The organism is Pantoea vagans, assembly GCF_004792415.1.
Lineage (GTDB): Bacteria > Pseudomonadota > Gammaproteobacteria > Enterobacterales > Enterobacteriaceae > Pantoea > Pantoea vagans.
In genome coordinates this window covers 3,701,306-3,716,082 of record NZ_CP038853.1, presented here as the reverse complement: position 1 = coordinate 3,716,082, position 14,777 = coordinate 3,701,306, and the positions used below count along the sequence as shown (strand labels likewise).

At 58.1% G+C, this 14,777-nt stretch carries 14 protein-coding genes; 7 read left to right on the top strand and 7 right to left on the bottom strand.

Features of this window, described 5'->3' with window-relative positions; all coding sequences use genetic code 11:
• Positions 1–40 precede the first annotated feature (40 nt).
• Positions 41–1,159 (top strand): ROK family transcriptional regulator, encoded by a 1,119-nt coding sequence (locus EGO56_RS17490; RefSeq protein WP_135910372.1) that lies wholly within the window; start codon positions 41–43, stop codon positions 1,157–1,159.
• A gap of 58 nt (positions 1,160–1,217) precedes the next feature.
• Here the strand turns inward: EGO56_RS17490 and EGO56_RS17485 are convergent, their stop codons facing one another.
• Together EGO56_RS17485 and EGO56_RS17480 are read right to left on the bottom strand one after the other, a co-directional pair.
• Positions 1,218–2,309: an ABC transporter ATP-binding protein gene (locus EGO56_RS17485; protein WP_135910371.1), complete on the bottom strand. Its 1,092-nt coding sequence runs from the start codon at positions 2,307–2,309 to the stop codon at positions 1,218–1,220.
• Positions 2,310–2,321: 12 nt separating this feature from the next.
• Entirely contained in the window at positions 2,322–2,921 is a 600-nt protein-coding gene (locus tag EGO56_RS17480; protein WP_135910370.1) for a GNAT family N-acetyltransferase, read from the bottom strand.
• Positions 2,922–3,471: 550 nt separating this feature from the next.
• Here EGO56_RS17480 and EGO56_RS17475 point away from each other — a divergent pair.
• From EGO56_RS17475 to EGO56_RS17460, 4 genes are all read left to right on the top strand, one after another.
• Positions 3,472–4,803, top strand: coding sequence for an extracellular solute-binding protein (locus tag EGO56_RS17475; protein ID WP_135910369.1), 1,332 nt, complete (start codon positions 3,472–3,474; stop codon positions 4,801–4,803).
• 57 nt (positions 4,804–4,860) lie between these two features.
• Positions 4,861–5,733: a carbohydrate ABC transporter permease gene (locus EGO56_RS17470; protein WP_135910368.1), complete on the top strand. Its 873-nt coding sequence runs from the start codon at positions 4,861–4,863 to the stop codon at positions 5,731–5,733.
• Complete coding sequence (locus EGO56_RS17465; RefSeq protein WP_013359842.1) at positions 5,733–6,548, top strand: carbohydrate ABC transporter permease; 816 nt, start codon at positions 5,733–5,735, stop codon at positions 6,546–6,548. Before EGO56_RS17470 ends, EGO56_RS17465 begins: the two co-directional genes overlap by 1 nt.
• A gap of 103 nt (positions 6,549–6,651) precedes the next feature.
• On the top strand, positions 6,652–7,983 hold the full coding sequence (locus tag EGO56_RS17460) for a glycoside hydrolase family 28 protein (protein ID WP_135910602.1): 1,332 nt from the start codon (positions 6,652–6,654) through the stop codon (positions 7,981–7,983).
• Between the two features lies 1 nt (position 7,984).
• On the opposite strand, the gene EGO56_RS17455 is transcribed toward EGO56_RS17460, so the two are convergent.
• Positions 7,985–9,055 carry a tartrate dehydrogenase gene (locus tag EGO56_RS17455; protein WP_135910367.1) on the bottom strand — a complete coding sequence of 357 codons (1,071 nt, stop codon included), beginning with the start codon at positions 9,053–9,055 and terminating at the stop codon, positions 7,985–7,987.
• A gap of 64 nt (positions 9,056–9,119) precedes the next feature.
• Here EGO56_RS17455 and EGO56_RS17450 point away from each other — a divergent pair, with 64 nt between their 5' ends.
• Together EGO56_RS17450 and EGO56_RS17445 are read left to right on the top strand one after the other, a co-directional pair.
• Positions 9,120–10,058: a LysR family transcriptional regulator gene (locus EGO56_RS17450; protein ID WP_135910366.1), complete on the top strand. Its 939-nt coding sequence runs from the start codon at positions 9,120–9,122 to the stop codon at positions 10,056–10,058.
• 197 nt (positions 10,059–10,255) lie between these two features.
• A complete protein-coding gene (locus EGO56_RS17445) occupies positions 10,256–11,347 on the top strand; it encodes a YncE family protein (RefSeq protein ID WP_135910365.1) in 1,092 nt (363 codons plus the stop codon).
• Between the two features lie 30 nt (positions 11,348–11,377).
• Here EGO56_RS17445 and EGO56_RS17440 read toward each other — a convergent pair whose 3' ends face one another.
• The 4 genes from EGO56_RS17440 to EGO56_RS17425 form a co-directional block, all read right to left on the bottom strand.
• Positions 11,378–11,671: a DUF1330 domain-containing protein gene (locus EGO56_RS17440; RefSeq protein WP_095706338.1), complete on the bottom strand. Its 294-nt coding sequence runs from the start codon at positions 11,669–11,671 to the stop codon at positions 11,378–11,380.
• 11 nt (positions 11,672–11,682) lie between these two features.
• Positions 11,683–12,549 (bottom strand): glutathione-dependent disulfide-bond oxidoreductase, encoded by an 867-nt coding sequence (gene yghU / locus EGO56_RS17435; RefSeq protein ID WP_013359849.1) that lies wholly within the window; start codon positions 12,547–12,549, stop codon positions 11,683–11,685.
• A 218-nt stretch (positions 12,550–12,767) separates the two neighbouring features.
• Positions 12,768–13,646, bottom strand: a complete 879-nt coding sequence (locus tag EGO56_RS17430; RefSeq protein WP_003855643.1) for a sugar phosphate isomerase/epimerase family protein — start codon at positions 13,644–13,646, stop codon at positions 12,768–12,770.
• An 18-nt stretch (positions 13,647–13,664) separates the two neighbouring features.
• Complete coding sequence (locus EGO56_RS17425) at positions 13,665–14,708, bottom strand: Gfo/Idh/MocA family protein (protein ID WP_135910364.1); 1,044 nt, start codon at positions 14,706–14,708, stop codon at positions 13,665–13,667.
• Positions 14,709–14,777 lie beyond the last annotated feature (69 nt).

Here is a 14,777-nt window from a genome sequence, read left to right as displayed (position 1 = left end):
AACTGGCTGAGCTTTCTCAGCCAGATAACCCGAGGAATTTATGACCGCTCCCAACGTAACCGCGCGTATTCTGCGGTTGATTGTTGAAAATGCGCCGATCAGCCAGTCAGACCTGAAAGTCCGCAGCGGACTGAGCATGTCGACCGTGTCGCAGGCCACTAATCGGCTGCTGGCGCAGGAGATTGTGCAGGAGCTGGGGCTGCGTCGCGTGTCGATGGGGCGGCCAAAAACCCTGCTGGGCCTCAATCCCGATCGCGCCAGCGTGATTGGCATTCAGCTCAATGCGGAACGTAACCTGATCGTCATGACCGATCTCAGCGGCAATCTGCTGGGCGAACAGCAGATGCCAAAAGGTACGCTGACACCACGTCAGCTTGGCGATGCGCTGGCGAAGTTCCTGCGCGGCGTGGAGGAGAAGCGGGTCGGGGCGATTGGCCTGGCGCTGTCGGGCCTGGTCGATGCCGAAAATGGCTACTGCATCCGCTCTAAAGTGCTCGACTGGGATAACGTCCCGATTGCACGCCTGCTGGAAGAACGCTTCTCGCTGCCGGTGTTTATCGAGAACGACGCCAACGCCATGGCAATGGCGGCGCTGGTGTTTGGTCAGCTCGGCAACGCCCAGTCGGCGGTGATCGCGACCTACGGTAAAGGGATCGGGGCGGGCATCATCCTGAATCGTCAGCTCTACCGCGGTCGTCACGGCAAGGCAGGGGAGATTGGCAACGGGTTGGTGGGCGACGGCTCGCTGCGTCTGCTGGAGGATGTCGCCTCATCGCGCGCCATTCTGCAGCAGCTGGCGGAGCAGGAACCGGTGGATGGCCTCACGCTGCAGGCGCTGGATCAGCGGCCAACGCCTGAGGTTCTGGCGGTGCTGGAAGAGGCAGGGCGCGAGCTGGGAATTTCGCTGGCAAACCTGTCGGTGGCCTACGATCCGGATGTGGTTTATCTGGCGATGGAGCCGCACATGGCGTCACGCATTCTGCTCGATCACATCACCCAGAGCTTCCAGGCCTACCGGCTTAAACTAACGCCACACATGACGCCGTTGCAGTTCCTGACGGAGTCGAACCGGATGTGGGCGCTGGGCGCGGCGGGTTTTGCCGTCAACCGGCTGCTGGATCTGCTGGCAGCGCAGGCCGACGAAGAGCCGGTCACCTGATTGAGCCCTCAAATAAAAAACGGGCGTTTCGGCGCCCGTTTTTGTTTCTCCATTTCCCTTAGCGCAGACGCATTCCCTGCTCATCAAACAGCAGGCAGTGCGCGGCAGAAAAGCCCAGTTCAACCTGCGTACCCAGATCGCGCGTGGTTGCCTCGCGCTCTTCCACCACCAGCATCTGCTCGCGCCCGATATCCAGGTAGAGATAGTTGGTGTGGCCCAGCATCTCGCCATAGGCCAGCTCGCCGTGAAAGCGCTGTGCTTCCGGCGTCTGCGCGGCAGGCTGGAAATGCTCAGGACGAATGCCCAGCGTCACGGTCTGGCCCTCGCGGCAGTCAGCGGCGATTTTCAGCACCAGCCCCTCAATCTTCAGTTCCGGCACCCGCAGTTGCACTTCACCTTCGCCGGTGGCGCTGATCTCCGCCCGCAGAAAATTCATTTTTGGTGAGCCGATAAAACCGGCGACAAACAGATTATCCGGGTCGTGATAGAGCGTCAGCGGCGCGCCGACCTGCTCAATGCGGCCCTGACGCAGCACCACAATGCGGTCAGCCAGCGTCATCGCCTCCAGCTGATCGTGGGTGACATAAATCATCGTGTTACCGAGCGAGGCGTGCAGCCGGGCGATCTCAATCCGCATCTGCAGGCGCAGCTCGGCATCAAGGTTAGAGAGCGGTTCATCGAACAGGAAGATACGCGGATGACGGATAATCGCCCGGCCAATCGCCACGCGCTGCCGTTGTCCGCCCGAGAGTGCGCGCGGCAGGCGATCGAGCAGTTCGGTGAGATGCAGGCGGGCGGCCGTCTGAGTGATCGCCTGGTTGATCTCCGCTTTGGACTTTTTCATCACCTCCAGCGGATAGGCCAGATTGCCGCGCACCGTCATGTTGGGGTAGAGCGCATAGGACTGAAACACCATCGCGATACCGCGCTCGGTGGCGGGCTGCTGCGTCATGTCCTGCTCCTCAATCAGCAACTGTCCGCTGCTGATCTCCTCCAGCCCGGCAATCATCCGCAGCAGCGTCGATTTGCCGCAGCCGGATGGCCCGACAAACACTACAAATTCGCCGCTATTGATCGTCAGATCGATGCCATGAATGACATTCACGTGTTCATACGACTTCTTCACATTCTGCAAGCGCAGGCTGGTCATCGGCTACCTCACTCAGAGTAACTGGCCCATGTAGATGGCATTACTGCGCAGGATGGGGGTAAACCCCATGCGCGCATAGAAGGCACAGACCTGCTCGTTCTGCAGGCTCACGCCAAGATGGACACCGCTCACACCGGCAGCGCGCAGCGCCGCCAGCTCATGCTCAATCATCCGGCGACCCCAGCCGCCTTTCTGCGCTGCCGGCAGCAGGTTGATGTGCAGATGCGCGGGCCACTGTGTCACCAGCGTTTCTGCGGCCTGGTCGGGATGGCGGATCGCGTCGAGCACTTTGCTGTCGAGCGGGGCGCTGGCGCTGCGATCGCGATACTTCTCCTGAAGCTGCGGCCACCATTCGGCCTCAAGCTGTGCTTCGAACGCGCGGGTATCGGGTGTTGCCACCACATATCCCTGCACCTCATTGTCCCGCTCCAGCACAAAAGCAAAGTCAGGCGCGAAGCGCGCATAGGGCACGGCAAAACGCTGGCCGGGATAGTCAGGATCGGAGTAGAGCGCGCGGGCATCGCCGCCCGCATCGGCTGTTTCCAGGCAGATGCGGTAGAGCGCCGGATAGTCCGCCAGCGTGGCCGGACGAATGACACCTTGATTCGCCATGGTGAGTTCTCGTGAGTGAGGGAACCGGTCAGGGATTGAACAGATCCGCAGGTGAAAGTTACGTTAATGAAAGTGGACTTAGTTTTCAAGATAGAATAATTACCTTATCGCACTAACATGGGCGGTTCGGCAACGTTTACCGGCGTCAGGATGCACAACTGTGATCGCCAACACGCCCGGAACAGGGCGGCTGGCGGCAGATTCACGGCCGATCAAAAGAGAAAAGTGTGAGCGTGATAGGATTTTCATATGTTTTATCAGGACGTTATTTTGCGATTATCAGGCTGGTATCTCCTGCTGAAGAAAAAGCGGCTGGCGACGTGCCGCTACGGTTAATTGTGTGAAAGCCAGCGCAGTGTGCTGAAATTCACGCCATGTCGCTGTTTATTTGCGCGTGCTCACAGCGTTGCAATTCCCCCGGCAGGCTGTTTGACTTTATTTTTTTATTAAAGTAAGTATGAGTGAGTGCGTTTGTGTGCGGCTGCAGCCTGCAGGATGTCAGGCGGTGAGATGAAAGGATGCCGATCCTGGTCTGAAGAAGGTGAGCATAATGTCTGTTTCCTCCGTTCGTTCGTTCCGAATTCGCAATGTGGGTCGGCTGCTGGCAGCGGGCCTGCTGGCGGGCAGCGTTTCTCATGCCGCTCACGCCGCCGTTACTCTGAATGAGTGGGATATCTACAACTACCCGGAGCAGACTGCTGCGGTGGATGAAGGGATTAAAGAGTTCTCACAGCAGAATCCCGGCATCGTGATTAACCGCTCGGTTCACTCCTTTGAAGATACCCGTATTCCGCTGAAGCTGGCACTGACCGCCGGTGATGGCCCGCAGATCGCGCAGGTCAATCAGGGCGGCGGTGATATGGGTTCGCTGGTCAAAGATAAGCTGCTGCTGCCGCTCGACAGTTACGCCGCCAGCTATGGCTGGACGACCCGCTTCCCGGACTCGATTCTGAAACGTAACCGCTGGTCAGACAGTGGCGAGTTCGGCAGCGGCAAGCTTTACGGCGTCGCCAGCCTGGGCGAAATGGTCGGCCTCTATTACAACAAAGCGCTGCTGGATAAAGCGGGCATCGCGGTGCCAAAAACCCTGGCCGAGCTGGAAAGTGCCATGGCGAAGCTGAAACAGCAGGGCACCGCACCGATGATGCTGGGCCTGCTGGATGGCAACATGGGCCAGCAGCTGCTCAGCACCCTGTGGCAGGCGCAGATTGAGAGCCACGACCGCAAGACGCTGGATAATCTGATTTACGATGTGGGCGGCACCTTCAAAGACAGCAAGCTGGTCAATGCTGCCACGATGATGAAGAGCTGGACCGACAAAGGGTACTTCTTCCCGGGTTTCCAGGGTATTGGTCACGACGATGCGGCGACACTGTTCCAGAACGGCCAGGCGGCGTTCCTGGTCAGCGGCACCTGGTATCTCGGCCAGTTTAAAGACAACAAGGATATTCACTTTGCTGCGATGCCTGCCGGTGAAGGCGTGAAGCAGCCGCTGATGGTAGGCGGAACCGATCTGGCGTTCTCGATTACCAGCACCGCTAAAGGCAAAGATCAGCAGGATGGGGCGGCGAAGTTCATCAACTATATGGTCTCGGATGCCATGGCGAACCGCTGGCTGAAAGTGGGCTTCCTGCCGGCCAGCACCAACAAAGCGGCCAAAATGCCAGCGGACAATCCGCTGCTGGCAGAGGCGTATCAGGTCTGGCTGACGCTCAACGACTATGACGGTTTAGGTCACTATGTAGACTGGGCCACGCCGACCATGAATGCCGAGCTGAATCAGAACGTCCAGCTGCTGCTGGCGGGTCGTCAGACTGCCGATCAGATGGTGGTGAATTTTGATAACAACTATCAGCGTTACCTGAAAACCCTGAAGCATTAAGCCGGAGGCCCGGCGCACAGCCGGGCCTGAGCATCGTTCTGAACCACGAGTAGGGTTATGTTGAATTTAAGCAGCTGGCGTAATTTTCTCTATGTTCTGCCTGCGGTGCTGGTCTATGCGGTGTTTCTGCTGTTCCCGCTGCTGGCCTCGCTGGGCATCAGTTTTACCGAATGGGACGGCACCTCGCTGCCGGTGTTTAGCGGCGTCAGCAACTACCTGCGGATGTTCAGCGATCCGGTGTTCTGGATTGCGCTGGGCAACAACGCCATTCTGATGCTGTTCTATACCCTGTTGCCGATTGGTGTCGGCCTGCTGCTCTGCAGCTTTCTCTATGACACGCGCAACAACAGCGAACGCAGCGTGCTGCGCATTCTCTTTTTCCTGCCCTACATTATGCCGATGGCGGTACTGGGCGTGGTGTGGCGCTGGCTCTATAACCCGGCGTTTGGCCCGATCGACCAGATATTACGCGCGATTGGCCTGCCACAGCTGGCGCTCTCCTGGCTGGGTGATTTTACCTGGGCGCTGCCCGCCGTGGGGCTGGTCGCCACCTGGTACTTCTTTGGCTTCTGTCTGGTGCTGTTTATGGCGGGCCTGCAGCGCATGGACCCTTCACTGCTGGAAGCCGCCGACCTGGATGGCTCATCGCGTCGCCAGAAGTTTATGCGTATTACGCTGCCTGGCCTGCGGCCTGAGCTGCGGATTGCCCTGCTGCTGACGGTGATCGCCAGCCTGAAAGCCTTTGATCTGGTCTATGTGATGACCCAGGGCGGGCCGGGCACCTCCACCATGGTCACCAACATCTTTATGTATAAGCAGGGCTTTGACCTGCACTACTTTGGCTACGCCTCGTCGGTAGCGGTGTTCAGCATGATTATTGTTTTAGGGATTAACTATCTGATCCATCTGGCCCTGAAGGAGCGTTACTGATGCGAAGCACGCCGGTAATTTCACGCGCGCTGATCTGGATCGTGGCGCTGATGACGATTCTGCCGTTTCTGATGGCACTCATGACCTCGTTTAAAACCCAGATGGAGCTGTTTCAGGGTGTTTTCACGCTGCCCGCCTCACTGAATTTCAAAAACTACGTGACCGCCTGGCAGCAGGGACACTTCAATGTTTACTTCCTGAACTCCGTGCTGGTGGTCATTCCGGTGGTGCTGTTCAGCGTGCTGCTCGGCATTCTGGCCGGGTTCGGGTTCGCCTGGCTGAAAATCCCCGGTAAAAAAGTCATTGGGGCGATGCTGGCGCTGGGGATGGTGCTGCCGAGTGAAGCCTTTATCATTCCGCTTTATCACGAGCTGCGCTGGATGGGGCTGACTAATACCTACCTGGCGCTGATCCTGCCGCAAATCGCCCTGTCGCTGCCCTTTACCACGCTGATGATCGCTAGCGCGTTTCAGCAGGTGCCGAAAGAGCTGGTAGAAGCGGCGGTGATGGATGGCGCGTCGCGCGTTAAAATTCTGTGGGGCATTCTGGTGCCCGCTATCTGGCCGACCCTGTCGACGCTGGGGCTGCTGCTGTTTATCTGGACCTGGAACGAGTTCCTGATCCCGCTGATTCTGGTTAACAAGGATGAGCTGCGCACGCTGCCGATTGGCATGATGTTTTTCCAGAACAAAAACACCATCGACATTCCGGTACTGATGGCAGGCGCGATGATTGTGATTATGCCGCTGATCGTGGTGTTCCTGATTTTCCAGCGCAAGTTTATCAGCGGCGTCACCGAAGGGGCCGTGAAGTAATTTGTGAAGTTCCGCACGAAACGGCGCACTGGCGACCAGACAAAGGTTTGCTGCGCCGTGTCGTGCTGCAATTCCTCCTCCTCAACCCTGCGGGAGACGCATGATGCACCTTTCCCTTGCTGATTTTCACCCTGTCGCCGATGGCGAAACCCCGGACACGGCCGTGTTGCAACGCGCGATGGATCAGATTGCGGCGGCAGGCGGTGGCCGTCTGACGCTGCCTGCCGGACGTTATCGCAGCGGCTGCCTGAATCTCCCTTCTGATTTTGAGCTGCACCTTGAAGCGGGTGCGGTGCTGATCGCCAGTCCGCGGCTGGCCGACTACCAGGCGGTGCAGGCGCTGAGCTGCGCGGAAAAGTCCCACAACGTGCTGCTCTATGCGCTGGGGCAGCGCAATATCACCATCAGCGGCACCGGCCGCATCGATGGCGAGGGTGAAGCCTGGTTTGCCGCTGAGCGGGATGAGCAGGGCTATCGTTTGCCGCGTGCCGACCGGCCACGTATTATTGTGTTTGAGGATTGCGAGCAGGTGACGCTCACTGCCTTTACCATTGTGCAGGCACCGATGTGGACAGTGCATCTGGTGAGCTGTCGCCATGTGCATATCGACCACCTCACCATCGACAATGCGATGACCATGCCGAATACCGATGCGCTCGACATCGACAGCTGCGAAGCGGTGTTTGTCAGTAACAGCTACCTCAGCGCCGCCGATGACGCTATCTGCATTAAAACCACCCATAAACCGGCCGCGCTGCGGCGTCCGGCGCGGCAGATTATGATCACTAACTGCCTGCTGCGCAGCTACAGCTGCGCCTTTAAGATTGGCACCGAAACCTGGGATGACGTCGAAGATGTCACGGTAACCGGCTGCACCATTTTTGATTCCAACCGGGGCATTGGCATTCTGTCGCGTGACGGCGGCGCGATGCGGCGTCTTCTGTTCAGCAACCTGACCTTCGCCTGTCACCACGCGCCGCCCTGTCACTGGGGCAAAGCCGATCCGCTGCATATTTCGGTGCGCCGCCGCGATCCCGCCATCACGCCCGGCATCGTGGAGCAGGTGCAGTTCAGTAATCTGACGGGGGTGGCAGAAGGGGCGATTAACCTGCATGCGGCAGAACCCGGCTGGATACGTGATGTGGTGATCAGCCAGCTTCAGATGCGGCAGACCGTTTCGCCGATGACACAGGGACACTATGATGTGCGGCCGCCCTGTAACCCGGACTCACCGACCGGCATGGGGCTGGATAACGCCTACAGGCTTGACCCGAAAACCGGCGAAGCCTTTGGCGTCGAGCGCTATCCCGGCGGGCTGCCGGGCCTGTTCGCGCGTGGGGTAGAGAACCTGCAACTGCACAGCCTGGTGATAACACGTCCGGAGCCGCTACCGCCAGGCTGGCACCCTGAGTGCGTGGTGCAGTTGCCGGATTGATTCAGAGCGCGGCGGCGATGGCGGCACCGAGCTGTTCGGTGCTGGCGCTGCCGCCGAGATCACGCGTCAGATGCTGTCCCGCCGCCAGCGTGCGTTCAATCGCATCTAACACCGCATCACCCGCCGCTTTGTAGCCGAGGTGTTCCAGCATCATCGCCCCGCACCAGATCTGACCGATGGGATTGGCGACACCTTTGCCAGCGATGTCGGGCGCAGAACCGTGCACCGGCTCAAACAGGCTGGGGAACAGGCCTTCCGGGTTGATATTGGCGGACGGCGCAATGCCGATGGTGCCGGTACAGGCCGGGCCGAGGTCGGAGAGGATATCGCCAAACAGGTTGCTGGCGACCACCACATCAAACCAGTCCGGGTGCAGCACGAAGTTGGCGGTGAGAATATCGATGTGATATTTGTCGACGCGAACCTCGGGGAACTGGCCGGACATCGCTTCGACGCGGCTGTCCCAGTAAGGCATGGTGATGGCGATGCCGTTGGATTTGGTGGCGGAGGTCAGGTGTTTCTTTGGACGGCTCTGCGCCAGCTGATACGCAAACTTCAGGATACGATCGACGCCGGTGCGTGTCATCACCGTCTCCTGAATCACCACTTCACGCTCGGTGCCAGGGAACATGGTGCCGCCGACGCTGGAGTATTCACCCTCGGTGTTTTCGCGTACCACATAGAAGTCGATATCGCCGGGCTGACGATTCGCCAGCGGCGCTTTGACGCCTGGCATCAGTCGTACCGGGCGCAGATTGACGTATTGATCGAACTCCCGGCGGAACTGCAGCAGCGAACCCCACAGCGAAACATGGTCGGGCACCACATCGGGCCAGCCGACCGCACCAAAGTAGATCGCATCAAAGGCTTTCAGCTGCGGGAACCAGTCGTCAGGCAGCATTTTGCCATGCTGCTGCCAGTAGTCGGCGCTGGCGTAATCGAACCACTCCCAGCGCAGCGGAATGTTAAATTTCTCTGCGGCCGCATTCATTACGCGGACGCCCTCTGGCATCACTTCTTTGCCAATGCCGTCGCCAGGGATCACAGCAATGCGGTGGATTTTGTCAGTCACAGGGCACCTTTCCGGTTGATGTTCGAATTGTGTACGCAGTATAACTGTCGATTCCGGGGAAATAATGAGCCTCAAAGGCAATCCATTGTTGAATCAAAGTAGAGAATCCCGCACCTCCACCGATGACTTAGCGTTCTTTGTTCGCCTGGCCGCGCTGGATAGTCTGACTGCGGCGGCGCGTGAACTGGGCCTGTCGCTGGCAGCAGTCAGCAAGCGTCTGAGCCAGCTGGAGCAGCGCCTTGGCGTGCAACTGCTGCGCCGCACTACGCGACGGCTGGAGCTGACGCCGGAAGGCCGCCGTTATCTGGCGGGCGCGCGCCCGTTGCTGGATCAGCTGGCGGCGCTGGAGGAGGCAGTCAGCGGTGAAACGGCTCAGTTGCGCGGCACGCTTAACATCAACGCCTCATTTGGTTTTGGTCGTCGCCATATTGCGCCCTGCGTCTCGGCCTTTGCCGCGCTGCATCCGCAGCTCTCGCTGTCGCTGTCGCTCAGCAGTCAGCCGCTTAATTTTCTGGATGCGCATATGGACATTGATATCCGCGTCGGCGAACCGCCGGACTCGCGGCTGGTGGCGCGTAAACTGCGCACGAATCCGCGCATCCTCTGCTGCTCACCCGCCTATGCTGCCCGCCACGGCCTGCCCGTTACGGTGCGCGATCTGGCGCAGCACAACTGTATTCTGCTGCGCCAGCACGACAGCGATTTTACCCTATGGCGGCTGACCAGCGGCGAACAGAGCATCAGCCAGAAAGTACGCGGCAGCCTGATCACCAACGATGGTGAAGTGGCGATGCGGCTGGCGATGGATGGGCATGGCATTCTGCTACGTTCCTGGTGGGACGCGCAGCACAGCCTCGCAACAGGCGAGTTGCTGCATGTCTTACCCGACTGGCAGGCACCTGATGGCGATATTTTTGCGGTCTGGCAGGCGCAGCGCCAGCTTCCGGCGCGCATTACCGCATTTGTGGCGTTTTTGCAGAACACGCTGCACTCGGCTGAATAGTGACATTCTGCGGCGAGTCGGTGGCAAACGAATGCCTGTGGGTAATAAACATACCGGACTAAACTGATTCGGTCGTTTCAGGACGCAGCTGCGTTTACAGCGTTTTTGCTGATGCGTATGATTCTCATTCTTTTTATTCCGGGCCTGCCACCGTACTGCGGCCAGCCGGGAGCAGCAGGTCGCAGAAGGAGTTAAGCATGAAAGCGTTGTTCAGCCCGCGTAAAACGGCACTCGCACTGGCGATGGTCATCACCTTCAGCCTGACGGCATGCCAGACCGCGGTGAAAAAAGTGGATGGCGGTGCCGTAGTGATGCAGCCCTCCAGCCCCGATAACCTGATTGAGCGCGAGCTGGGCGAAGGTTTGTATGAGATGGCTTATCTGCCCGCGAAAAACGCGCTCTATGTCGCCAGCGCCCAGGGCTTCAAAGATGTCAGCGGCGGGATGATCTATCGTCTTGATGCCACCACGCTGCAGAGCACTGGCGCAGGTCACTTCGATCTGAAAAACTTTGGGCTGATTAGCGAGCCGGACGGCAGCGCACTCTACGCCACCAACTCACTGGACGGCGGTGTCTCTAAAATCGATCCGGAGAACGGAAAGGTGCTGAAGCGCCTGATGTTTGACGACAAAAACGAGAAAGGGTTACCGGTTGGCACGCGTGAAATCTTTCTGCATGACGGGCTGCTCTATGTCGGCGGCACAGGCGATCCGGGTGTGATCTGGGTGGTCGATGCCAAAACGCTGACCCTGAAAACCCGGATTAAAAATGCCGGGAAGTGGGTCACAGGCATTATCTTCTCGCCGGTCAGCGACCGGATTTACGCGGCGAACGGCAGCGGTGAAATCCTGGTAATCAATCCACGCAATCACAGGATCGAGCAGCGTCTGACAGCCGGTGACGGGCAGGACACTCTGTTCCTGAACATGGCCGAAGATCCGGCGACGGGGCGCCTGTTTGTCACGGATAATTCTAAGGCGAAAAACACCCTGGTGTTTGATGAGCGCAGCGGCAAGGTGATTAAGCGTCTGGGTCTGGGCGATTCGATGGGGATTAAGTTTAACGGCAAGCGCAATGAGATTTATATCAGCCAGCGCGACTCGAAAAAGGTGCTGCAACTGGATGGCACGACCTATGAGGTGAAAAACAGCTGGTCATTTGATAGTCATCCGAACAGCCTGCTGGTCTCACCCGACGGGCAGACGCTGTTTGTGACATTGAAGCAGGGCTTTAACGACGATCACAGCAGTCAGGGGCTGGATGGCGTGGCGCGTATTACGCTGCAATAAAAAAAGGCGGCATTGCTGCCGCCTGTTCAGTTACTTATCCACACCCTGGACCAGCACCACGCGGTATTCCGCACCTTTCAGTCGATGCTGTTTCGCTTCCTGATATTCCGGGCTGTCATACCAGCCGTGTGCTGCTTCAGCCGTCGGAAACTCCAGCACGACAACGCCGTCCGCTTCCGGTCCTTCCAGCGTCTCAAGCTGTCCATAAAACGCCAGTGGCGTAATGGGATGGTCGCCGCGCGCTTTGCCCGCTTTCTCGCCGTAAATAGCGAATTCCTCAGGGTTAGTAATTTTGTCGCGAATAAAGATTACATATGCGCTCATTGTGGGCTCCTTTACGCCTGGCGTTTATCTTCAGTGTTAATGTCAAAATCGGCTGCATCATGACGCTCATGCAGCTGATCGGCCGGGTCACCCATAACGCGGTTAACCTTGCGGCCACGGATAACGGCAGGACGCTGTGCGATCTCTTTCGCCCAGCGCACCACGTTTTTATAGGACTGCACATCCAGGAATTCGGCCGCGCCATACTGATCGTTGAGCACCATGTTGCCGTACCACGGCCATGTGGCGATGTCGGCGATAGTGTAGTCATCACCGGCCAGATAGCGGTTATCAGCCAGTTGGCGATCCAGCACGTCAAACTGACGCTTCGCTTCGAGCGTGAAGCGGTTAATGGCGTACTCAATTTTTTCTGGCGCGTAGTGATAGAAATGGCCGAAACCACCACCCAGGTAAGGCGCTGAGCCCTGCAGCCAGAACAGCCAGTTCAGCGTTTCAGTGCGGCCAGCGATATCTTTCGGCAGGAAGTAACCATATTTTTCCGCCAGATAGAGCAGGATATTGCCTGATTCAAATACCCGAATCGGCGGTGTTGCCGAGTGGTCGCTCAGCGCCGGGATTTTTGAGTTCGGGTTCACGTCGACAAAACCACTCGAGAACTGATCGCCGTCGCCGATACGAATCAGCCAGGCATCATACTCGGCATCTTTGACGTTAAGCGCCAGCAGCTCTTCCAGCAGGATGGTGACTTTCTGGCCGTTAGGCGTGCCGAGCGAATAGAGCTGCAGAGGGTGTTTGCCGACCGGCAACGCTTTCTCATGGGTGGGACCAGCGAACGGACGATTAGTTTTAGCGCCGTTACCTTTGGCTTCAGGATCCCAGGTCCAGACTTTTGCGGGCTGATATGCATTTTCCGACATAATGAAAGTTCGCCTTATGGTGTGGTATTGGTCTGGAGTGTAGCAGGTGCTGCGAAGGCGGTTTAACTCTGCTGGCTGCGCGAGAGCGTGCTGTGACGGGCCGATGTCAGGCGGAGAGCGGCTCAGGGGAAAAGTGCTTAAAAGTGTGTCAGACGGGACGATGTTTTTCCTGCACGGACATAACCGTGCAGCCAGCAACGACTGCACGGCAGGCAGGGTTACAGCAGTTCGCGCTCAATCAGTTCGCGGGTTTCAATCGCCTGCACCTTCATCTTTTCCGGGTAGCCAAACAGTGACGCCGCGATAATCGGTTCACCGCCCACTTTATGCGTGCGGGTAGCAAAGCCAGTGTCGCGCAGGGTTTTAAACAGGGTATCGAAGTCGACTTCACCTTCGCCCACGCCGACATGCTGGTGGATGGTCGCATCCACGCCTGGCGGGTTAACGATATAGCGACAGTGCTTCGTATGGTTCATGGTGTCGGCGATCAGCATGTGCGACAGATCGTCACCCGCATACTCCAGCATCGGTTTCACATCGCCTTTGCCTTTATCATAGAAGAAGGTGTGCGGCGCGCTGTAGATATACTTCACGTTATCACTGCGGAACGACTTCACGATATCCACGGTTTCATTGTTCTCTTCGCAGAAATCCCACGGATGCGCCTGAATTTCGACGCGGATACCTTCACGTTCGATTATTGGCAGCAACTCTTCCATGGAGCGATAGAACATCTCTTCACAGATTTCCGGCTCGTTAGGCGTGCCGGAGAGTTCGGTGTTAATGACCTGCACACCCATCTCAACCGCAATCTCAATCATCCGCTTCCAGTTCTTTACCGCCGCCTGACGGCGCAACTCATCCGGGCCGGACCAGCGATAGACCACGATAAAAGAGGAGATTTCCAGCCCGGTGGCGCTCAATGCATTCTTATACTCGGTGATGATCTCACGGCTGGCTTTGGGATGTTTATAAAACGGGTTGATCTGCGGATGCGGCGACTGCTCGATATATTTGTAGCCCCAGTCGGCCACCTGATGAACCATTCGGGTGATGCCTAAGTCTTTAATCACATCCACATCAAAAGCGATTTTCATCTTTCTGCTCCGGGCACATTAAGGTTGCTGTTCTTCGTTGAAGGTCACGCCGATCTGCTGCCTGACGTTGTCCATTGCGGCCAGGGTGATGATTGCCTGATCAAGCGAGTGGACAGGGGAATCGATCAGGTTCTGGCCGACACACCAGGCGAAGTGGTTAATTTCATGACAGAGTTGTTCATAGCGGTTAGTGGGTTCCTGCCACTGCAGGCGGTGACGCCGATCGCTGGAAGTGAGCGTGAAGTTACCGGGTGCATAGAACTGGCCCGCCAGCTCCAGCGTGGCGTCGCGACCGGCAATCACCGCGCAGCCGGGCGTGTTGCTGAACAGGGTGGTATTCAGCACCGACTGCATGCCGTGCTGATGGGTAAACAGCATCGACGTCTGACCGTTGACGCGGCCATCCGGGACGGGCTGACCACGGGCGACGATCGTGTCAGGCGCACCGCCGCCAACAAACACGCTAAGCGCCACCAGATAACTGCCGAGATCGAGCATCGGACCGCCCGCCAGATCGGCATTGAAGATGCGGTGATCCGGAGTGAAAAACTCACCGTGATCGGCAATCAGGGTGTGGACGTCCCCGAGTGCGCCATCCTCCAGCAGCTGACGGATGACGTCATACTTCGGCGCAAAGTTGCACCACATCGCCTCCATACAGAGCCGGTTCGCGGCAGAAGTGGCCTGTTTAAGCTGAGTCGCCTGCTGCGCATTCAGCGCCAGCGGTTTTTCGATCAGCAGATGCTTTCCGGCGGCAATCGCGCGCAGGCCATCGGGAAAATGGTGATTGTGGGGTGTCGCAATATAGACCGCATCCACATCATCCCGCGCCAGCATCGTATTGAGGTCGCCTGTGGCATGGCCGATTGACCATTTGTCAGCAAAGGCCTGTGCTTTTGCCGGGTCGCGCGCAGCCACCGCCGTGATCTGCTGGTGGGTATGCTGGCGCAGCGCATGGGCAAAATGGTCGGCGATCCAGCCTGGCCCGATAATGCCCCAGCGCAGTTGCGGAACCTGGCGGGCATCGGTTATGCGTGGAGCCGGAAGCGTTGATGGGAACATTACTTTTCCTTTTTTACGTGCAGGCTGGGGGTGCTCAGGACTCCACTATAAAAAGCTCACCGTCACCGC